Below are 20461 nucleotides of genomic sequence, written 5' to 3' on the forward strand. Positions count from 1 at the left end.
ACCTCTGGAAAGTAGACATACACCGAAGGAGCAACTTCTTAATAAAGAAGGAATCTCTCAGGTTTTTTACAGAGAAGCCGCGGCTTATTTAGCCGTGTGTTTCTCTGTATTTTTTAATGATTTAAGTTTGCTTGTTTTTTTATTAAAGGGTAAGATAGAGTAAAGTAGCATAGAAAGGAAGGATTGAAGGATGGAATTAAAAACACCGTTGTATGAGCAGCATGTCCAATTAGGAGGCAAGATGGTTTCATTTGGTGGGTATTTACTACCCGTTACTTATAAGCCAACTAGTTTGATTATTGAACACGAAGCTGTTCGAAATGAAGCAGGGCTTTTTGATGTCTCACATATGGGATCTATTTTCTTAGAAGGAAAAGATGCTTTAGAAAACGTTCAAAACTTACTATCTAATGATTTTTCAACAATGGAGGTAGGTCAGGTTAAATATACCTTAATGTGTAATGAAGCAGGTGGAATTGTGGATGACTTCATCGTCTATAAATATAACGATGAAAAATTCATGTTAGTTGTAAATGCAGCTAACCGAGAAAAAGATGCTAATTGGATTAAGCAACATTTAACAGGAGACTGTCTCATGAATGATCAATCAGATGCTATTGCTATTTTAGCATTACAAGGACCGCTCTCTGAAAAAATCCTTAAAAAATTAATGAAAGAAGAAGATATTCCAGCTAAGTTCTATACTTTCCTAGAAAATCGTTCATTGGACGGGGTATCTGTAGATATCTCTCAAACAGGTTATACAGGCGAGTTAGGCTTTGAAATTTATTTTAAAAATGAAGACGCTACAACTGTTTGGAATAAGCTACTAGAAGCAGGTAAAGAAGAAGGTTTAATTCCATGTGGATTAGGTGCTAGAGATACACTGCGACTAGAAGCAGGATTACCTTTATATGGCAATGAATTAACTGATGAAATTACACCATTAGAAGCAAAATTAAAATTTGCGACTAAGTTAAAGAAAGATCACTTTATTGGAAAAGACGCTTTAGTTGAAAAAGGTGAACCAACACGGACACGTATTGGTGCAAAAGTAACAGGGAAAGGGATTGTCAGAGAACATGCTCCTATTTTCTCAGGCGAGGAAGAAGTGGGTATCAGTACATCTGGTAGTCACTCACCAACATTAGGCTATCCAATCGCTTCTCTACTTATTGATAAAGCTTATGCAGAACCAGGGACTCAATTAGAAGCTGAAGTAAGAGGAAGAAGAATTCCAATTGAAGTAGTTAAATTACCTTTTTATAAACGTGAGAAATAAGTAATTAATAAAAATAAAAGACAATAATAGATATTTTAGGAGGAATAACAATGGCATTTCCAAAAGAATTAAAGTATACAGCAGATCATGAGTGGGTAAAACTTTCTGAAGACGGTAAAACAGCAACAATTGGTTTAACAAACTATGCACAAGAACAATTAGGAGACATTGTTTTCATTGACTTACCAGAAGAAGGAGACGACATTGAAATTGAAGACTCATTTGCAGATGTAGAATCTGTTAAATCTGTTTCAGAAGTTTATTCACCTGTTACAGGCGAAATTTCTAAAGTCAATGAAGACTTAGACGATGCTCCTGAAAAAGTGAATGAAGCACCTTATGAAGCATGGATTGTTGAAATCACTAACATTTCAGAAATAACAGATGAATTACTAGATGCGGAAGGATATGAAAAACTAGTCGAAGAGGAGGCTTAGTCATGGGTTTAGGTAAATACGTTCCAGCAACGTCCAGTGAACAGCAAGAGATGCTTAAAACATTAGGGTTGTCCTCATTAGACGACTTATACGTAGATGTTCCTCAAGATTTAAAAGTAACAGAATTAAATATTCCAGCGAAACAATCTGAACTAGAAGTAAGACGTCATTTAACAGAGCTAGCAGATAAAAATACTGTTTTTTCTAGTGTTTTTAGAGGAGCAGGGGCCTATAACCACTATATCCCTTCACTAGTGAAACAAATTGCTGGAAAAGAAGAGTTTATGACAGCTTACACACCTTACCAAGCAGAAATTAGTCAAGGAATTTTACAGTCCATTTTCGAATTCCAAACCATGATTTGTGAGTTAACTGGGATGGATGCGGCGAATGCTTCTGTTTATGACGGAGCCTCTGCGGCAGGAGAAGCAGTTAATATGGTAGTAGGACGTAAGAAAAATAAAGTTTTAGTAGCAAGTACCCTACATCCGATGACGATTGAAACAATTAAAACCTATGCTTATGGCTCAGATGTTGAGATTGAATTAATTCCTGAAGTAAATGGCCGTATAGATCAAGCCGCTTTAACTACATTATTAACCAAAGAAGTTGCTGGAGTATTAGTCCAACAACCTAACTATTATGGGTTAATGGAAGAAGCGACAGAAATTGGTGAACAGGTTCATCAAAATAAGAGTCAGTATATTTTAAGTGTTAACCCAATGGCAGCCGCTTTGACTAAAACTGCTCGAGAATACGGAGCAGACATTGCGATTGGCGAAGGCCAACCTCTAGGCTTACCAATGTCATTTGGAGGCCCTTACTTAGGCTTTATGGCAACAACTGAGAAAAATCTTCGGTCTTTACCTGGTAGAATTGTTGGGGAAACAGAAGATGTGGAAGGTAACCGAGCATATGTGTTAACTCTTCAAGCTAGAGAACAACACATTCGTAGAGAAAAAGCTAAATCAAATATTTGTTCTAACCAAGCTCTATGTGCGTTGACTGCTTCTATTTATATGACAGTGATGGGGCCAAAAGGGTTACAAGATGCGGCTTATCAAAGTTATGCTAAAGCCCATTATCTAGCAGAACAATTAACAGAAATACCTGGCTTTGACCGAGTTTATCCCGGCGAATTTTTCCATGAGTTTGTGACTACTTGTCCAGTTCCTGCCAAAGAATTAACGGAGCAACTAGCTAAACATGGCATTTTAGGCGGTTTAGAGTTAGAAAATGGTCTGTTATGGTGTGCAACTGAGATGAATACCAAAGAACAAATGGATGAATTAATTGCTGTGATAAAGGAGGTGTGTCAATAATGGAATTGATTTTTGAACGCAGTAAACCAGGCCGCTATAATCAAATGATTCCAGATTTAGACGTGCCAGAGGTAGCTATTCCAGAAGCCTTTAAAAGAGAAAGTGAGCTTCATTTACCTGAAGTGAGTCAACCTGATATTAGTCGTCATTATACTGAATTAGCTAAACAAGCTCACGGAGTTAATGATGGTTTTTATCCACTAGGTTCTTGTACGATGAAATACAATCCAAAAATTAACGATGAAATGGCAGCTTTACCAGGCTTTGCCAACCTTCATCCTCTACAACCTTTAGATACGATTCAAGGTGCTTTGGAAGTATTTACTGAATCTGAAAAATTACTAGGGGAAATCACTGGCATGGATCACATGACTTTCCAACCAGCAGCAGGAGCTCACGGTGAATTTACGGCTTTACTTATGTTTAAAGCTTATCATGAGTCAAGAAAGGACAGTAAACGTCATAAAATTATTGTGCCAGACTCTGCTCACGGAACTAACCCAGCTAGTGCTTCAATGGTTGGTTTTGAAATTGTGAATGTGCCTTCAGATGAAGCAGGTTGTGTGGATTTAGAAGCATTAAAAGCGGTGGTAGGAGAAGATACAGCCGGTTTAATGTTAACTAACCCTAACACAGTCGGAATTTTTGATAAAAACATTACTGAAATCACTAAAATCATTCATGATGCAGGTGGGTTGAACTACTATGACGGTGCTAACTTGAACCCAATTATGGGAGTAGTTAGACCAGGAGATATGGGCTTTGACATTGTCCATTTAAACATTCATAAAACCTTCTCAACTCCGCACGGCGGGGGAGGACCTGGCTGTGGACCGATTGGCTGTAAAGCTTTCTTAAAAGAATTCTTACCTAAGTTTTACCCAGTGGCAACAGAAAAAGGGGTAGAATTTACAACACCAAGTCAAACAATCGGCAGTGTGAAAGGTTTTTATGGTCACTTCTTAGTGTTAGTTAGAGCTCTTACTTATATCTTGTACTTAGGTAAAGAAGGTATTCCAGAAGCAGCTCATAACGCAGTGTTAAATGCTAACTATATGAAACATCATTTAGAAGACTTATACGAAGTGCCTTACGGTGGTATTTGTATGCATGAGTTTGTTATGTCTGTAGAAAAAATTAAAAAAGATACAGGGGTTTCAGCTTTAGATGTAGCTAAATCTATTTTAGAACATGAAATGCATCCACCAACTATGTACTTCCCAATGATTGTACCTGAAGCTTTAATGGTAGAACCAACAGAAACCGAATCAAAAGAAACCTTAGATGAAGCGATTAAAGTTTACCGCCAAATCTATGAAGATGCTTATAAACAACCAGAAAAAGTTCACGCAGCACCAGCTAATACGCCAATTAGACGGGTAGATGAAGTAGGAGCTGCTAGAAATCCAAAAATTCGTTACGAATTTAGTTAATTAAGTAAAAATCAGTTAAAATAAAGGGGGAAGTCGTCAGTAAGTATGTTGAAATTACTCAATAAACTTGTGACGACTTTTCTGTTGAAGAGAACATTAATCGGAGGAAATAACATGGGAAAAATTTTATCAGATATTGAAATTGCACAGCAAACAGAGATGAAAAATATTGAAGAAGTAGCAGAAAAATTACATTTAACTCGTAAAGAAATCGAGCTATATGGTAACTACAAAGCAAAAATTGACCCAGCGTTAATTCCACAGCGGGAAAACCAAGCTAAAGTTGTTTTAGTGACTGCCATTACGCCAACACCAGCTGGAGAAGGAAAAACTACTACAGTTGTTGGCTTAGGTGACGCGATGAATCAGATTGGAAAATCGAGCATTGTGGCTTTACGTGAACCCTCATTAGGTCCAGTCTTTGGTGTTAAAGGTGGCGCAGCAGGGGGAGGATATGCCCAAGTTGTCCCAATGGAAGACATTAACTTACACTTTACTGGTGATTTCCATGCGATCGGCGCAGCGAACAATTTACTAGCCGCTTTAATTGATAACCATATCTATCAAGGAAATGCGCTAGATATTGATGTGAAACGAATTACTTGGAAACGCTGTGTGGACATGAATGACCGTCAATTGCGGACAATTATTGGGGGCTTAGGTGTACGAACTAACGGAGTTCCTAGAGAAGACGGCTATGAAATCACAGTAGCTTCTGAAATTATGGCAGTGCTATGTTTAGCAGAAGACTTACACGACTTGAAAGAAAAATTAGGTGAGATGATTATTGGTTATACTCATCAAAATGAACCAGTTACCGCTCATGACTTAGAAGCAGAAGGGGCAATGGCTGCCTTACTAAAAGAAGCGATGAAACCTAACTTAGTTCAAACTTTGGAACACAATCCAGCCATTATTCACGGTGGCCCATTCGCTAATATTGCCCACGGTTGTAACAGTGTGATTGCGACTAAAACAGCGATGAATTTAGCTGATTATGTTATTACAGAAGCAGGTTTTGGAGCAGATTTAGGAGCGGAGAAATTTATTGATATTAAATGCCGGAAAGCAGGCATTGCTCCTTCAGCTTTAGTTTTAGTAGCCACAGTTCGAGCACTTAAAATGCATGGTGGGTTAGATAAAAAAGAATTAGGGCAAAAAGATTTAGTGGCCCTTGAAAAAGGTTTGCCTAACTTACTTAAACATATCGAAAATGCCCAAGAGGTTTACGGACTACCTACTGTTGTAGCGATTAACAAATTCCCAACAGATGATCCAGAAGAGTTACAATTAATAGAAGATAAATGTCAAGAACTTGGGGTTAATGTTGTTTTATCTGATGTTTGGGGTAAAGGCGGCCAAGGTGGCGTTGCTTTAGCTGAAGAAGTGGTTCGCTTATGTGATGAACACACAGGTGGCTTATCCTTTGTTTATGAAGACGAAGCATCTATTACTGAAAAAATTAATGCAGTGGTACAAAAAGTATACGGAGGACGTCAAGTTAATTTATCTAAAATAGCAAAACGAGAAATAGCGAAATTAGAAAAACTAGGCTTTGGCCATTTACCTATTTGTATGGCGAAAACCCAATACTCTTTCTCAGATGATCCAAAACTATTAGGTCGCCCAACTGATTTTGATGTGGATGTGCAAAATGTGAAAGTTTCAGCAGGGGCTGGTTTTATTGTGGTATATACAGGAACAGTGATGACTATGCCTGGTTTACCAAAAGTACCGGCAGCTAACCATATTGATGTAACAGATGAAGGAACGATTACAGGTTTATTCTAAAAGAAAAAAGCAACGAGGGATATAAATGACTGACAAAAAACTTATCCGAAAGGAACAATTAGCCAAAGCCACTCAGTTATCTCAAGCTTATTGCCAAGAAGCGGATCAACAGATTTTTAAACACGTTCACCAACATGCCAAAATAAAAGAAGCCAAGATGATTTTTTGTTATGTTGGAATGGCTAATGAAATCAATACCCAACAACTGATTGAAGAACTGTTAGCTAGTGGCAAAAGAATTTGTGTGCCAAAGTGTTATAAACTTGGGGTGATGGATGCTTTTGAAATTCATTCATTAGCGGATTTAGAGCCTGGCAAATACGATATTTTAGAACCAAAAGCAGAAATGAACAAAATTGAGCCAACTGATATTGATGTCGGATTAATTCCTTGTGTAACCGCGGACTTAAATGGTTACCGACTAGGTTATGGCGGAGGGTTTTATGACCGCTATTTAAACAGAAGTGGGATGTACCGATTACTGATGTGCCGAAAAGAATTACTTGTTGACAATGTGCCAAGAGAAAGTCATGATTTACCAGTCAATTGTTTAGTTACAGAGGAGCTTGTTAAAGAATTTAGCCAAACATAGGAGGGCCTATTAATGACTGCACAAGTATTAAGAGGGAAAGATGTAAGTCAACCATTAAGAGAAAAATTGTCAGAAGAGTTAAAACAGCTGACTAGTCAACCTAACTTAGCCATTGTAAGAGTAGGAAATGATCCTAGTCAAATGTCTTATGAAACGTCTTGTCAACGGATTATGGGAAAATTAGGTATTCAAACCACGAGTTATGTTTTTTCTGAAGACATTAACCAAGCCGATTTTGATAGTCTGTTTAAAGATATTAATGATAATCCAGAAGTTACCAGTATTTTACTGTTAAAACCATTACCTAAACATTTAACTGATGAAAAAGTAAATCAACTAATTCGTCCGGAAAAAGATGTAGACTGTATTGGTACTGCCAATATGGCTAAACTGTATCAAGATGATTATTCCCGCTTTGTGCCTTGTACGGCTCAAGCTTGTATGGAGATTTTAGATTATACAGGTATAGACTTAAAAGGAAAAAAAGTGGCGATGATTGGGTTTGGTATGGTCATTGGTAAACCCTTAACGTTAATGCTTGTTAAACGAGGGGCAACTGTTGTTGTGTGTCATGAATTTACTCAAGATGTGCCAAAAGAAACAAAAGAGTGTGATGTGCTAATTACTGCTACAGGAGTGGCTGGGTTAGTAGGCACCGAGCATGTGAATGAGAAGATGATCGTGATTGATGTAGGGATTAATGTGAATGACAAAGGAGAACTTGTAGGAGATGTTTCCTATGAACCAGTCAAAGAAATAGTGGCAGGTGTTACGCCAGTACCTGGTGGAGTGGGGACTGTGACGAATACTGTACTAGCTAGTCATGTGTTAAAATCCTATCAATTACAAGAAAGTTCTCAGTTAGTATCTGTTTAACAGATTTAATTTAGCTTATTAATATGAAACATCCTAGTGTTAGGTTATTCTAACACTAGGATGTTTTTTTTACTGATTAGTCCCAGTTGAAACAAGAGGGGAATTAGTTGGTTTAGGTTCTTCTTTGTACTGAATCCCGATATTAGTCACTCCCGAAAGAATGGATAAAATTGGACAAAGTAAGACAAAGAAGGTAAAAGGTAAGTAAGACAGAGTAGGAACGCCTAGGGTATTTGCCATAAATGTGCCACTTACTCCCCAAGGAATGAGACAGTTTAACACAGTTCCTGCATCTTCTAAGGCTCGTGAAAGGGACAGAGATTGCACATTAGATTGTTTAAAAGCAGGTTTCATAGCATTCCCTGGTAAAATAATGGATAAGTATTGTTCCCCAATCATGATATTGGCTAGAAAGCCAGCTAAGATAGTAGCAGTAATTAGCCGAGTCGCTGAAGTTAATTTTTTAGTAATTGGTGCCATTAAATGTTGAATAATTTCAAATTTCATAAGGAGTCCACCTAAAGCTAAGGTTACAAGAATGAGGGAAACAGCCCCCATCATGCTGCTAATCCCTCCTCGAGTTAACAAGGTATCAATGGTTTTTGACCCAGTTTTAGAAATATAACCAGATTCAATCATCTGAACCAATTGTTGTAAAGAGGTTTTGGGATTGGTTATTTTGACTAGGGTTAAAGACAGGCAAATATTTAACAGTAAGGTAGCGATAGCTGGTATTTTTTTTATGGAACAAACAACCATGAACAAAATAGGTAAAAAAGACCACCAACCGATTGAGAAATTTGTTGTCAGTACAGAAGATAGCTCTTTTACAGTATTAGTAGTGACTGCCGGATGATTGGCTCTTCCAAATAAGAAAAAAGCAATCAAAGATAAGATAAAAGCTGGTACAGTTGTCCACATCATGTTTTTAATATGACTGAATAAATCGACTTCAGCAATAGCTGCAGCAAGGTTGGTAGTATCAGAAAGAGGAGACATTTTATCGCCAAAAACAGCTCCAGAAATAATAGCCCCGGAAACGAGAGGGGGATTAAAGCCTAGTGACACCCCCATACCAAGTAGGGCTAAGCCAATTGTTGACACCGTAGTAAAGGCACTGCCAATTGAGGTTCCTACAATGGCACACACCACAAAACTAGCAGGAATAAAAAAGTCAATGCGAAGTAGTTTAAAACCAACTACCATCATAGCTGGAATAATCCCAGCTGCAATCCAACTAGCAATCAATGCCCCAATTAAAATAAAAATTAAAATAGGCACAATCCCTGTTTGAATTCCTTCTTCAATCCCTAAATGAATGGTTTGCCAAGAAAACTTTTTCCATCTCGCCCAAAAAATAATAAAGGCAAGGCTAACTAAAATAGGAACTAAAGGAGATAAGTGTAAGCCAATCACACTAAAGGCGATTAGACAAATAATAACAAGAAATAAACTAAGTGATTCGAAAAATTTGTGTTTAGTAGTCATTATGATGATCCTTTCTGTTTGTAGAATGCAAAAAGTCCCAGCCAACAATGAAGTTGACTGGGACGACTTATAACGATCGTGGTACCACCCGGGTTTAAAATCATTTAATGATCGAATCAAATGATTTCCTTTACGTGAAGATATCGGTTCACTAACCTTTTTGTAAGAAACAAGCATGTTGTAATTCACAGGCACTATTCTGCTTGACTTGCACCAACCGTCAATTCTCTTATCTCTGAAATAGTGTGCTACTGGCAGCTTTACAAAAAATATATATATAATAGATTGATTAAAACTATCTCATTTAATTTTTAAAATGTCAAGAGTTTTTTATGAAAAATTTAGCTAGATAAAGATTGCCACTGATATAAAAGAAGAGTAAAATAAGTTTTAGGCAAACCTAAAAAGGAGATGTATAGCCTATGATAACGCTATTAAATATGAAATTAAATCAGCATGCAGTGATTACTTCTGTCAATCATCCAGATGAGGGAATGGAAAGACGTTTATTTGATTTAGGCTTTTATCCAGGAACCACTGTTGAAAAAGTATTAGTGAGTCCTCATCAAGATCCGGTGGCTTACCGAGTAAGAGGCACCACTGTTGCCCTTCGAAATAGTGATGCTCAATATATTCAGATTAAAGAGGAGGGAAAATAATGGTGTATGAGGAAGAACAAACAGCAGATAGGTTTGTAGTAGATAAACAAGCACCAACTGATCAAGTGATTGCTTTAGCAGGTAATCCTAACGTAGGGAAAAGTTCTGTTTTTAACGAATTAACTGGTATGAGACAACATACTGGGAATTGGCCAGGGAAAACAGTGGATTTAGCTCAGGGAACTACCACCTATAAAAATCAGCGCTATGTATTAGTAGATTTACCTGGCACTTATTCGTTAATTGCCCATTCAGCTGAAGAAGAAGTGGCAAGAGATTTCATTCATTCCCCAGATTCTGATTTAACTGTAGTAGTTTGTGACGCGACTAGTTTGGAGAGAAATTTAAATTTAGTCTTACAAATTATGCAAATCACTGAAAAAGTAGTCGTATGTGTCAATTTGATGGACGAAGCTCGCAGTAAAAAAATTGCCATTGATTTGCCTAAGCTACAAGAGTTATTAGGCGTACCAGTAGTCGGGACCTCGGCAGTTAAAAAAGAGGGAATAGAGGAATTAATGGAAGCTGTTCGGCAAGTTGCCTTTGGAGAAGTGGCAAGTAACCCTTACATGTTAGAAGCTCTTCGCAGTTTGCATGAAGATCCAGAAAAGGAAGTATTTGCTTTGTTAGATCAGGCAAGTAGTATAGCTAAACAAGTGGTCACTTACAGAAAAGCAGACTATGACCAACGTGACCGTCAACTAGATAAACTATTAACCCAAAAATCCACAGGTATTCCTATTATGCTGCTGTTATTACTGTCTGTGTTTTGGTTTACCATTGAGGGAGCCAATGTGCCTTCCGATTTATTAGCCGATATGTTTAACCGGTTTGGAGATTGGTTATTAGTGGTAACGACTCAGTTAGGGATGACTAAGTGGCTACAAGATATGCTGATTAATGGTCTTTATAAAGTATTATCCACGGTTATTTCGGTGATGTTACCTCCTATGGCAATTTTCTTCCCTATTTTTACCTTACTAGAAGATTTTGGTTATTTGCCTCGAGTAGCCTTTAATTTAGATAAACATTTTCAAAAGGCAGGGGCTTGCGGGAAACAGGCTTTAACTATGTGTATGGGATTTGGCTGTAATGCAGCAGGAGTAGTGGGAACACGAATTATTGACTCGCCAAGAGAACGGTTAATTGCGACTGTGACTAATAATTTTGTGCCTTGTAATGGTCGTTTTCCTATTTTAATTGCGGTGATTACGATGTTTTTTACCGGAAGTCAGGCTAGTTTAACTGGGTCACTTCTGTCAGCTATTTTTTTAACTTTTGTTATTTTATTAGGAGTATTTACCACTTTTTATGTATCAAGATTGTTATCTAATACCTTATTAAAAGGGATGCCTTCTTCTTTTACTTTAGAATTACCGCCTTTTAGGAAACCTCAAATTGGGCAAGTGATTGTCCGCTCTATTTTTGACAGAACTTTATTTGTTTTATGGCGGGCGATGATTGTGGCAGCCCCGGCTGGTTTATTAATTTGGGTCATGGCTAATGTTCATGTGTCAGGTCAAACTATTTTACAGTGGGTAACGTATTTTGTGGATCCTCTTGCTCAACTTATGGGCTTAGATGGGACTATTTTAATGGCCTTTATTCTAGGACTACCAGCTAATGAAATTGTGATACCTATTATGATTATGGGGTATTTATCCTCTAGTACGATTACTGATTTTAGTTCATTAGCTGAGTTTAAGCAGTTATTATTAACTAATGGTTGGACTTGGTTAACAGCTATGAACATGTTACTGTTTACTATTTATCACTGGCCATGTTCGACTACGTTGTTAACTATTTACAAAGAAACGAAAAGTGTGAAATGGACTTGGATGTCCTTTATCGTTCCAACGTTAACTGGAGTTGGTGTGACTATTTTAACGATATTTCTTGCTAGAATGTTTCACTTAGTATAACCATGTGACAAAATTGTTAGATAACTCCTTAGATATGTAAGGCATATCTAAGGAGTTTTTTTATTTTTTTCCGTACAATAAGGTTAAGATCAAGACTTGGAGGAAAAAGAGATGCGAGAAATCGTTTTAGAAGCAAAACATATTAGAAAAGTTTACGGAAAGAAAAATGAAAAACAATACGAAGCCTTAAAAGATATTAATTTTGAAGTAAAAGAAGGAGAATTTGTCGGAGTAATGGGGCCATCTGGTTCAGGTAAAACCACCTTACTTAATTTATTATCTGCTTTAGATACACCTACTAATGGGGATATTCAAATTGGGGGAGAAAGTTTAAGTGGCTTAAAAGATAGCGAATTAACTGATTTTCGGGCAAAAAATATTGGATTTATTTTCCAAGATTTTAACTTATTAGAAAATTTAACTATGGAACAAAATATCGCTTTACCCTTATCTTTACAAGGGTTGTCTTTAAGAAATAGTACTCAAGCGGTGAAAAAAATTGCTCAAGTATTAGATATTGAAGGAATTTTAAGCAACTATCCTACCGAAGTGTCTGGGGGGCAAAAACAGCGAGTTGCTGCAGCTAGAGCTTTGGTTCACAATCCTAAAATCTTATTAGGAGATGAGCCAACCGGTGCCCTAGATTCTAAAAATGCTAAAAACTTATTAGAAGCGTTAAAAGAGTTAAATGAGGACTATGGGACGACTATTCTGATGGTAACCCATGATCCATTTAGTGCTAGTTATTGTCAACGGATTTTGTTTATCCAAGATGGGAAAATTTACCGCGAATTAAATAGAAAAGGAAGCCGTCAAGAATTTTACCAAGATATTTTAGCAGTGTTGGCGCACTTGGAAGTGGCTGAAGAAAGTCAGGTGGATTAGTCTTATGATGAGAAAATTAGCCTTAACCAGTGTAAAAAAACGGTGGCGTGATTATTTAGTCTTAATGATGGGACTAATTATTGCGATTTCTATTTTTTACATGTTTCAGACCTTATCTTTAAATACTAACTTTTTAGAGAAAAATATTCCCACGGTTTCCATGGTAGCCATTGTGTTCCAATTAGGAGCCTTTTTACTAGGAATGATTACCATTGTATATATTTTTTATGCCAATTCTTTTTTACTGTCTATGCGGCGTAAAGAGTACGGCATGTATATGATGCTAGGAGCAAAAAAGAAAAAAATTTCTCAAATGATGGCAATTGAAACCTTGTTTATTGGGTTTATCGCTATGGTAACGGGTGTGTTAACAGGGATGCTTTTAGCCAAAGGAATGGGGGGCTATCTAACCAGAGTAATTGATTTGCCTTCTAATACATATGAATTTTTTGTGCCAAAAGCGGTACTAGTTACACTAATCTTTTTTACCGTGTTATTCTTTTTAACTACAGTAGTCAATATTTCTAAATTAACCAAAACGAAAACCATTGACTTACTTTATGCAGACCATCAATCTGAAAAATTAAACCGTAAACCGGTGGTAACTTTTGTCCAAATTTTAGTGTCTCTTGTGTTAATTGGGATTGGCTATGCTACTATGGTTCATATTGCTCAGTTAAATATTATTGGGGTATTTTTAGCCATAATCACGATTACTCCTGGAACATTTTTATTTTTCCAAGGACTACTTCCAACTTTAGTTAAGTGGGTAAAAGGCAACCGCTCTTTTAGTCATAAACCGATTCGCATTTTTACTTTATCTCAGTTAAGTTTTAAAGCGAGTTCTTTAGCACGGGTGTTAGGACTTGTGGCCATGTTACTAGCTTTATCTTTAGGGGCTGTAACAGTAGGAGTAGCTTTTAAAGGTTTTTCTGGGGATTTACTAGACAGGACAGCTCAAGATGTGGTGAGTTATAATCCTACAAAGGCCATCGAAACAACGGCTCAGCAATTAGCTGTAAAAAATAAAACAGTCTATCATAGTAAAACAGTAGGGGATACGCAATATTTTGAGGCAAGTAACTTTAAGAGTGCCCCTTTATATATTCCTGAAACCACAGAATTTGATGCTAAATATATGCCTTATACAGCTGTTAAAGTCAATCATTTATATCAGTTCGGAGGAAAAGGAAAGTTAAATCAGCGCATTGTCGAAGGATTTCGTCAATTAGCTAATCCTTATCAAGACCGAAACGTTGCTTTAAAGTTTAAAGTCGTAGATGAAGGGAGCTTTAATCAATTAGAGGCGCCTGTTGATAAGATATTAACTTTGCAAGTGAAGGACTATCAAGCAGATATTGATCTCTTTAAAAAAATCGACAACTTAGAGAAAAAACGTCATCATCTAGACTTTGAATTTAACAGTAGTAAATACGAAATGTATCAACAAGTCACTGCTTTAGCTGCTGGATTTATGTTTATGGGCTTTTTCTTAGGGGTGGCCTTTTTAGCCATGTTAGCTAGTAGCTTGATGTTTAAAATTTTAACTGGGGCGTATCAAGATATTAAACGCTATGATATGCTACATAAAATTGGGGTCAGTCAAAAATTATTAGTCAGATCTATTCAAAAAGAAATACTAGTATTATTTATTGCACCCGCTATTTTAGGGATTGTTCATGTTTTAGTTGGGTTACAAATGTTTAAAATATTCATCCCTAATCCTTATCAATATATTGCTCTACCCTTTGTTCTTTATGGTGTCGTTTATTTCCTTTATTATGGTTTAACAGTGACGCTTTATAAAGGGATTGTGTTACCTAAAAAAAATTAATCTAAGACAGAGGTACCTGTTTACGTGAAGCTTGTTCATGTAGACAGGTCTTTTTTTACCTAGAGTTTACCTTACTTTTACAGGGTTTCAGTTTAAGAGGGGTATACTAAAGTTAAAGATAAAAGAAGGCAAAAGGAGGAGAAGAAATATGACTAAACGACAATTAAGTCGACGTATTGTAGGGATGCAGCTATTTTTATTGGCGATTTTAGTTTTGTTAACTGGCAGAATCTTACCCCAAGAAAACTTGTCTAAAATAACTTACGGCTTATTAGGCTTAGGGGGAGTTAGTGTGTTAGGGTTACCGATGATTCTCATGGGAACTTTGCCTAGTCCCTTTCCATTATTTTTTAGAAAAAGTTGGCAAGAAGGGCTAATGTTAGTTGGTTATGTCTTTCTACTACTTTTATTATTAAGTTTTCAATCCATTAGTTTATTATCATAATAGCCAGTGAAACTTTTCCTTGTTCTGTTAATCTATGTTATTCTGTTAGTAAGAAAAACAAGTAGGGGTGGGAAAAGCAAATGGCTGAATTTACCTTAGTAAAAAAACACACCAGTGATTTAAGTTATGAAGATATTAGGGCAATAGAAACACTAATGATTGGTGTGTATGAAGGAAACTTCACATTAACAGATTTGGATCATGCTCTAGGTGGCATTCATGTGTTAATGTATGGCAACAAGCAATTAGTTGGCCATGTTTCAGTGGTTCAAAGAAATATGACTGTCCTAGATGTTCCTTATCGTGTCGGGTATGTGGAGGCTTTAGGGGTGAAAAAAGAGTATCGCAAAAAAGGGATGGGACATCAGTTAATGAAGACCTGTAAACACATCATTAAAGAAAGTTATCATTTTGGTGTTTTATCTACTCCCACCAACTTACATTATTTTTTTCAACGCTTAAATTGGCAACCTTGGCTAGGTCAGCTATCTACTTATACCCCTACTGGCTTACAAGAGTTTAAGGATGAAAATCAAACGGTTTTTATTTATTCTCCTAATCTGTCTTTAGATTTAGCTAAACCCTTAATTAGTGATTTTAGAGGGGAAAAATCTTGGTAAATATTGTTATATAAAATAAACCCTCACTTAATGATTAAGTGAGGGTTTCTATAGCTATAACAAAGTGTGTAAGGTTATTCTTTGAGATGAGAGTGAGTGATATATGCTATATGACTATAGAATAGATGATTTATCTATTTATTTTTAAGCTAGATTGATTGTATGACAGACTGATGAGAGATGCAATCAGAATTAGTGTTATTTATTAAAATGTCATGAAATACATATCTGTTTGTTACATAAGTTTTTATTTTCGTAAATTTTGTCATAAAAGCAAGGTTTTTAGCTCTTTCTTTTCTCCTTCTTTAGTCAAACAAGGAGTATAATGTAAGGTGATAAAAAGAAAGGATGAATAAGATGACAGTACCTTATATTGATGTTGAAGAGTGGATTGCTAAAGGAAATCAGCACCTTGTGTCTTTAAAAAAACAAGCCAATGGTCAAGAGTTAAATCCGTTAGAGTTAGCCAGAGAATTAGAGGTGGAGTTTACTAACCAAATTTTTTCTAATCCCGGTGTTTCTGCTCACGTTTCCCCTCCCTTAACAGATTTAAAACAGGTGCATCATATTTTTTCTAATCATATTTTACCTCATTTACACATTTATTCAGCTGGAGATTAAAGAAAAAGGAGAGTTGTATGTTTAAATTAGGAGATCAAGTAGCTTTAGTGGCCAATTCTAATGGGTTAAAACCCTCACAACAACTAGAAATTAAGGCGTTAATACAAGTGTTAAATAATTGGGGACTAACAGTTAAGGTAAGTCCTTATCTTTATGCTACCTCAAAACAAGTGAGTGCATCCGCTAAAAAAAGAGGGGATATTCTGATGACATACATGAAAGACCCAAGTATTCAAGGGATTTTTGATGTGTCTGGAGGCGATGTGGCTAATGAGGTTTTACCTTATTTAGATATGTCCGTCATCAAGGAGGCTAATACGCCCTTTTTTGGTTATAGCGATGTCACCACCTTGTTAAATGCTATATATAAGAAAACAGGTGTACCCACTTATTTATATCAACTAAGGCATTTAGTTTCAGAAACTGGTGAAAGTCAGTCACAAAAGTGGGCGAAGGAAACTTTTTTTCATCAGCAACCTAGCTTGTTTCAAGTAGATTGGCAGTGGTTAGCAGGTAGTCAGATGACAGGTTTAGTGGTAGGAGGCAATATTCGCTGTTTATTAAAGTTAGCCGGGACGCCTTATTTTCCTAACCTGACTGACTCCTTACTTTTTTTAGAAAGCATGAGCGGAGATGAGGCTAAAATTAGAACCTATTTTGCTCAGCTCCATCAACTAGGAGTTTTCCAACAAGTAAACGGAGTGTTATTAGGCACGTTCACTCAATTAGATCAACGCCTGTCTTTTACGAGTAGTACAGAGTTACTGCTAGATTTGATTGATACCCCTTCGTTACCGATTGTGCGAACAGAACAGATTGGTCATAGTCCTCAGTCGAAAGGATTAATGATTGGAAAAGAGTGGCAGTTGAGAAGAGAAGAAAAAGGTCAAAATTTTTAAACTATGATAAACTAAGCACAATGAAACAAAAGAGAAGAGGTAGTTATATGACAAAAACATGTCGGTTACAAGATGATTTATACACCTATGTCAACCAAGATTGGCTAGAAAAAACAGAAATTCCTGCAGATAAACCAAGTATCAGTAGTTTTCATGAATTAGCTGAAGAAATCGATGAAAAGTTACTGCATGACTTAGATTTATTAGTAGAAAAACTGCCTACTCTAGGCAAATCACCGATGAGAGAGTGTGTGGCTTATTATCAATTAGCTAGTGACCAAGAGTTAAGAGAAAAGTTAGGGGTGTCTCCTTTACTCCCTTATTTAGAAAAGGTAGAGAAACTTCAGTCTTTAGATGACTTAGTCCAACAACTACCAGAGTGGATTCTTTCAGGCATGCCTGTTCCTTTTCAGTTATTTGTAGACACAGATATGAAAGAAGCCCAGTATTATACCTTATATGCAGGAGCTCCTGCTCTTATTTTACCAGACAAAACCTACTACGAAGCAGATAATCCTTCTAAAGAGGCGTTGCTTCAAGTCTTTGATCACATGTCTTGTGAATTACTTCAAGCAGTTGGAAAAACTCAAGAGGAAGCTAAAGAACTGTTAGGGTTAGCTCGGGAATTTGATAGAAAAATAGCCCCTTATACCCTAAGTTCAGAGGAAGCCGCAGATGTTAAAAGAATTTACAACCCAAGAGAGATAGACACAGTAGATCAGTATAGTCAGTCGATGTCTTTTAAACAGTTAATCACTACATTAGTTGGACAAACGCCTAAAGAAATCATTGTTATGGAGCCAGCTTATTATGAGCAGTTTCAACAATTGGTCAATCCAACGACCTTTAAAGAAGTGAAAGCATGGCTTTACCTAAACACTCTTCGTTCGTTTACTAATTTTTTAACGGAAGATATCCGGCAAATAGCTTTTCAGTATAGTCAGGCTCTTTCTGGTAGTAAGGAAATGACCGCTAGTAAAAAACAAGCTTTTTATTTAGCTAGTGGCACCTTTGATCAAGTGCTAGGAGAGTATTACGGGCAGAAATATTTTGGTCAAGAGGCTAAAAAGAATGTAGAAGACATGGTTATGCGCATGATTGGTGTGTATAAACAACGGCTTAAAAAGAATAGTTGGTTGCAACAAGCAACGAAAGAAAAAGCTGTTACTAAGCTAGAAACATTAGGCATCCAAGTAGGCTATCCTAGCAAAATGGCTCCTATCTATGAGCAACTACAGGTTACATCGAAAGAAAATGGTGGCAATCTAGTATCCAATGCTCAGAGATTTACTAACCAAGTATTAACCTATCAGTTTAAACTGTTTGGTCAACAAGTTGACCGAGATTTATGGGAAATGGGGGCCCATGTAGTAAATGCTTATTATCATCCTCAGTTAAATGTCATTGTGTTTCCAGCAGCTATTTTACAAGCTCCTTTTTATGATTTAGAGCAACATCCAAGTGCTAATTATGGTGGGATTGGTGCAGTGATTGCCCATGAAATTTCTCATGCGTTTGATAATAACGGTGCTCTTTTTGATGAAAAAGGGAATATGAATAACTGGTGGACACCAGAGGACTATGAAACATTTGAACAGTTAGCAGAAGAGATGGTCACGCAGTTTCAAGGGTTACCTGTAGGAGAAAAACAAGTCAACGGTCGTTTGACTGTGTCTGAAAATATTGCCGATGCAGGCGGATTAAGTTGTGCATTAGAAGCAGCTAAAACAGAACAGGACGTAGATTTAGAAGCGTTCTTTATCAACTGGGCACGTGTTTGGCGTCAAAAGTCTTCTAAAGAGTATCAAGAATTGCTCATTGCCATTGATGTACATTCCCCTAATTATTGGCGAGCTAACAAACAACCCCAAAACTTGCCTGAATTTTATGACACTTTTCAAGTGAGTAGAGAGGATCACATGTATCTTTCACCAGACAAGCGTGTTACTATTTGGTAAAAAATAAAGTTATCTATTAAAATCACCTCTAATAGAACCTAGATAAGGGTTTCTATTAGAGGTGATTTTATTTTAAAGCACCCTCAAATAAAATTTTAACAAAATGGTTAGCCTGTTCTTTTAAACTTACTGGAGTTAACTGATTATCAATACTCATCATCGCAGCTAGGTGATAAAGAATAAAATTGACAATTTCTTCATGGGTAAACTCATCTTTTATTGGCATTTTTTTTAACAGATCAGTCAATGGTTGTTTATAGGTTGCCTCAAATAGTTGATACATGCTTAAACGGTTATCATAAGATAGTTCTGTTGCAATATCTTGCAGCATACCCATTAGGTTAGTTGGCTGTAATTGGAGTAAGTAGAGGATCATCTCTAGTAAACGGTCTTGAACAGGATCATTTTTTCGGCTAATAGCGACTAAGTCTTCTTGTATTCCTTCTGTAAAACGAGTTAAAACAGCAATATAGAGAACCTCTTTATTTTTAAAATGATGATAGAGATTAGGCTGAGTTATTTGACAAATTTTAGCAATATCTCGTGTAGAGGTCTTTTGGTACCCATCCCGCATAAATAAATCTGTAGCAACCGCTAAAATGTTATCGTAGGTTATTTTAGAAGCTTGTTCCCTAGTTAAACTAGACATAATATTCACACTCGCTTTTTTATAATATCTCTATTATAAAGGGAAAAGGAAGTCTGTGACAAATTATTTTTCGCTAACTACTTATGTTAAATACCCGTCTTCAATTTTTAAAACGCGGTCACAATAAGGTAAAAGACGGTCATCATGGGTTACCATAACGATACCTTTTTCTTCAGAATGGGCTAAGCTAGCTAGTAATTTAGCAACTTCTTTGGCTCGTTTACCATCTAAACTAGCTGTAGGTTCATCTGCTAAAATAATAGCAGGTTGGTGATAAAGAGCTAAGGCGATAGCTACCCGTTGTCTTTCACCACCAGAAAGTTGGGCAGGATATTTTTTATTTAAATGGGTGATATCAAGACGTTTCATCAACGACTTTTTTAAATCGGTTTTGGGAGAACCTTTTCCTACTTTATCTACAAAGTCAAATTGATGACTAACGGTAAGAAAGTCAACTAAGTTAGAGGATTGGAGAATAAAACCAATTTTATTAAAGCGTAGGTCTGATTTCTCTTTAGAACTTAGCTGGTTAAGAGTCACTTCCTCAATCATCACTTCTCCTTCAGTTGGTTCTTGAAGACCTGCCATAATAGTAAGCAGTGTACTTTTTCCAGAACCAGAAGGCCCGATAATAGCGACTAGTTCCCCTTTTTTTATGTGACAATTAATGTGATGTAAAACCGTTACCTCTGTCTCACCAGAAGAGAAAGTTTTACTAAGTTGTTGAATAGAAATAACAGAATTCATT

Annotated in this window: 19 protein-coding genes; 16 read left to right on the forward strand and 3 right to left on the reverse strand. The window is 36.5% G+C overall.

Features of this window, described 5'->3' with window-relative positions; translation table 11 throughout:
- The first annotated feature begins 190 nt into the window (after positions 1–190).
- The 7 genes from gcvT to C7P63_RS01520 all read left to right on the forward strand — a co-directional run bounded on the left by gcvT (position 191) and on the right by C7P63_RS01520 (position 7733).
- Positions 191–1282 carry a glycine cleavage system aminomethyltransferase GcvT gene (gene gcvT / locus C7P63_RS01490; protein ID WP_125942388.1) on the forward strand — a complete coding sequence of 364 codons (1092 nt, stop codon included), beginning with the start codon at positions 191–193 and terminating at the stop codon, positions 1280–1282.
- A 50-nt stretch (positions 1283–1332) separates the two neighbouring features.
- Positions 1333–1719 carry a glycine cleavage system protein GcvH gene (gene gcvH, locus C7P63_RS01495; RefSeq protein WP_125942389.1) on the forward strand — a complete coding sequence of 129 codons (387 nt, stop codon included), beginning with the start codon at positions 1333–1335 and terminating at the stop codon, positions 1717–1719.
- A 2-nt stretch (positions 1720–1721) separates the two neighbouring features.
- Entirely contained in the window at positions 1722–3041 is a 1320-nt protein-coding gene (gene gcvPA, locus C7P63_RS01500) for an aminomethyl-transferring glycine dehydrogenase subunit GcvPA (protein ID WP_125942390.1), read from the forward strand.
- Positions 3041–4474 (forward strand): aminomethyl-transferring glycine dehydrogenase subunit GcvPB, encoded by a 1434-nt coding sequence (gene gcvPB / locus C7P63_RS01505; RefSeq protein ID WP_125942391.1) that lies wholly within the window; start codon positions 3041–3043, stop codon positions 4472–4474. Before gcvPA ends, gcvPB begins: the two co-directional genes overlap by 1 nt.
- Positions 4475–4588: 114 nt before the next feature.
- A complete protein-coding gene (locus C7P63_RS01510; RefSeq protein WP_125942392.1) occupies positions 4589–6265 on the forward strand; it encodes a formate--tetrahydrofolate ligase in 1677 nt (558 codons plus the stop codon).
- A gap of 25 nt (positions 6266–6290) precedes the next feature.
- A complete protein-coding gene (locus C7P63_RS01515; protein ID WP_125942393.1) occupies positions 6291–6857 on the forward strand; it encodes a 5-formyltetrahydrofolate cyclo-ligase in 567 nt (188 codons plus the stop codon).
- Positions 6858–6869: 12 nt separating this feature from the next.
- The gene (locus tag C7P63_RS01520; RefSeq protein ID WP_125942394.1) at positions 6870–7733 is read left to right on the forward strand and encodes a bifunctional 5,10-methylenetetrahydrofolate dehydrogenase/5,10-methenyltetrahydrofolate cyclohydrolase; all 864 of its coding nucleotides are present in this window, start codon (positions 6870–6872) and stop codon (positions 7731–7733) included.
- Between the two features lie 69 nt (positions 7734–7802).
- Here the strand turns inward: C7P63_RS01520 and nhaC are convergent, their stop codons facing one another.
- The gene (gene nhaC / locus C7P63_RS01525; protein ID WP_125942395.1) at positions 7803–9221 is read right to left on the reverse strand and encodes a Na+/H+ antiporter NhaC; all 1419 of its coding nucleotides are present in this window, start codon (positions 9219–9221) and stop codon (positions 7803–7805) included.
- Between the two features lie 422 nt (positions 9222–9643).
- Between nhaC and C7P63_RS01530 the strand changes: the two genes are divergently transcribed.
- From C7P63_RS01530 to C7P63_RS01570, 9 genes are all read left to right on the forward strand, one after another.
- Positions 9644–9880, forward strand: a complete 237-nt coding sequence (locus tag C7P63_RS01530) for a FeoA family protein (protein WP_125942396.1) — start codon at positions 9644–9646, stop codon at positions 9878–9880.
- A complete protein-coding gene (gene feoB / locus C7P63_RS01535) occupies positions 9880–11802 on the forward strand; it encodes a ferrous iron transporter B (protein WP_125942397.1) in 1923 nt (640 codons plus the stop codon). The genes C7P63_RS01530 and feoB overlap by 1 nt, the downstream gene beginning before the upstream one ends.
- Positions 11803–11913: 111 nt before the next feature.
- Positions 11914–12687 carry an ABC transporter ATP-binding protein gene (locus C7P63_RS01540; protein ID WP_125942398.1) on the forward strand — a complete coding sequence of 258 codons (774 nt, stop codon included), beginning with the start codon at positions 11914–11916 and terminating at the stop codon, positions 12685–12687.
- A 4-nt stretch (positions 12688–12691) separates the two neighbouring features.
- Positions 12692–14521 carry an FtsX-like permease family protein gene (locus C7P63_RS01545; protein WP_125942399.1) on the forward strand — a complete coding sequence of 610 codons (1830 nt, stop codon included), beginning with the start codon at positions 12692–12694 and terminating at the stop codon, positions 14519–14521.
- 148 nt (positions 14522–14669) lie between these two features.
- On the forward strand, positions 14670–14966 hold the full coding sequence (locus C7P63_RS01550) for a hypothetical protein (protein ID WP_125942400.1): 297 nt from the start codon (positions 14670–14672) through the stop codon (positions 14964–14966).
- An 80-nt stretch (positions 14967–15046) separates the two neighbouring features.
- Positions 15047–15586, forward strand: a complete 540-nt coding sequence (locus tag C7P63_RS01555) for a GNAT family N-acetyltransferase (RefSeq protein WP_125942401.1) — start codon at positions 15047–15049, stop codon at positions 15584–15586.
- A 357-nt stretch (positions 15587–15943) separates the two neighbouring features.
- Positions 15944–16207 (forward strand): hypothetical protein, encoded by a 264-nt coding sequence (locus C7P63_RS01560; RefSeq protein WP_125942402.1) that lies wholly within the window; start codon positions 15944–15946, stop codon positions 16205–16207.
- Between the two features lie 17 nt (positions 16208–16224).
- The gene (locus tag C7P63_RS01565) at positions 16225–17106 is read left to right on the forward strand and encodes a S66 family peptidase (protein WP_125942403.1); all 882 of its coding nucleotides are present in this window, start codon (positions 16225–16227) and stop codon (positions 17104–17106) included.
- A gap of 47 nt (positions 17107–17153) precedes the next feature.
- Positions 17154–19064, forward strand: coding sequence for a M13 family metallopeptidase (locus C7P63_RS01570; RefSeq protein ID WP_125942404.1), 1911 nt, complete (start codon positions 17154–17156; stop codon positions 19062–19064).
- Positions 19065–19131: 67 nt separating this feature from the next.
- On the opposite strand, the gene C7P63_RS01575 is transcribed toward C7P63_RS01570, so the two are convergent.
- Positions 19132–19713, reverse strand: coding sequence for a TetR/AcrR family transcriptional regulator (locus C7P63_RS01575; protein ID WP_125942405.1), 582 nt, complete (start codon positions 19711–19713; stop codon positions 19132–19134).
- 81 nt (positions 19714–19794) lie between these two features.
- Positions 19795–20460, reverse strand: coding sequence for an ABC transporter ATP-binding protein (locus C7P63_RS01580; protein ID WP_125942406.1), 666 nt, complete (start codon positions 20458–20460; stop codon positions 19795–19797).
- Between the last annotated feature and the right edge of the window lies 1 nt (position 20461).

Origin of the sequence: Vagococcus humatus (assembly GCF_003950325.1) — a bacterium.
GTDB lineage: Bacteria > Bacillota > Bacilli > Lactobacillales > Vagococcaceae > Vagococcus_C > Vagococcus_C humatus.

What these genes read in the sequence shown, in the direction of transcription:
- gcvH (WP_125942389.1), top strand. Translation starts at nt 1,333, where the DNA reads ATGGCATTTCCAAAAGAATTAAAGTATACAGCAGATCATGAGTGGGTA.
- C7P63_RS01510 (WP_125942392.1), top strand. Translation starts at nt 4,589, where the DNA reads ATGGGAAAAATTTTATCAGATATTGAAATTGCACAGCAAACAGAGATG.
- C7P63_RS01560 (WP_125942402.1), top strand. Translation starts at nt 15,944, where the DNA reads ATGACAGTACCTTATATTGATGTTGAAGAGTGGATTGCTAAAGGAAAT.
- C7P63_RS01550 (WP_125942400.1), top strand. Translation starts at nt 14,670, where the DNA reads ATGACTAAACGACAATTAAGTCGACGTATTGTAGGGATGCAGCTATTT.
- gcvT (WP_125942388.1), top strand. Translation starts at nt 191, where the DNA reads ATGGAATTAAAAACACCGTTGTATGAGCAGCATGTCCAATTAGGAGGC.
- C7P63_RS01540 (WP_125942398.1), top strand. Translation starts at nt 11,914, where the DNA reads ATGCGAGAAATCGTTTTAGAAGCAAAACATATTAGAAAAGTTTACGGA.
- gcvPB (WP_125942391.1), top strand. Translation starts at nt 3,041, where the DNA reads ATGGAATTGATTTTTGAACGCAGTAAACCAGGCCGCTATAATCAAATG.
- nhaC (WP_125942395.1), bottom strand. Translation starts at nt 9,221, where the DNA reads ATGACTACTAAACACAAATTTTTCGAATCACTTAGTTTATTTCTTGTT.
- C7P63_RS01530 (WP_125942396.1), top strand. Translation starts at nt 9,644, where the DNA reads ATGATAACGCTATTAAATATGAAATTAAATCAGCATGCAGTGATTACT.
- C7P63_RS01570 (WP_125942404.1), top strand. Translation starts at nt 17,154, where the DNA reads ATGACAAAAACATGTCGGTTACAAGATGATTTATACACCTATGTCAAC.
- C7P63_RS01545 (WP_125942399.1), top strand. Translation starts at nt 12,692, where the DNA reads ATGATGAGAAAATTAGCCTTAACCAGTGTAAAAAAACGGTGGCGTGAT.
- C7P63_RS01565 (WP_125942403.1), top strand. Translation starts at nt 16,225, where the DNA reads ATGTTTAAATTAGGAGATCAAGTAGCTTTAGTGGCCAATTCTAATGGG.
- C7P63_RS01555 (WP_125942401.1), top strand. Translation starts at nt 15,047, where the DNA reads ATGGCTGAATTTACCTTAGTAAAAAAACACACCAGTGATTTAAGTTAT.
- C7P63_RS01575 (WP_125942405.1), bottom strand. Translation starts at nt 19,713, where the DNA reads ATGTCTAGTTTAACTAGGGAACAAGCTTCTAAAATAACCTACGATAAC.
- C7P63_RS01515 (WP_125942393.1), top strand. Translation starts at nt 6,291, where the DNA reads ATGACTGACAAAAAACTTATCCGAAAGGAACAATTAGCCAAAGCCACT.
- C7P63_RS01580 (WP_125942406.1), bottom strand. Translation starts at nt 20,460, where the DNA reads ATGAATTCTGTTATTTCTATTCAACAACTTAGTAAAACTTTCTCTTCT.
- gcvPA (WP_125942390.1), top strand. Translation starts at nt 1,722, where the DNA reads ATGGGTTTAGGTAAATACGTTCCAGCAACGTCCAGTGAACAGCAAGAG.
- C7P63_RS01520 (WP_125942394.1), top strand. Translation starts at nt 6,870, where the DNA reads ATGACTGCACAAGTATTAAGAGGGAAAGATGTAAGTCAACCATTAAGA.
- feoB (WP_125942397.1), top strand. Translation starts at nt 9,880, where the DNA reads ATGGTGTATGAGGAAGAACAAACAGCAGATAGGTTTGTAGTAGATAAA.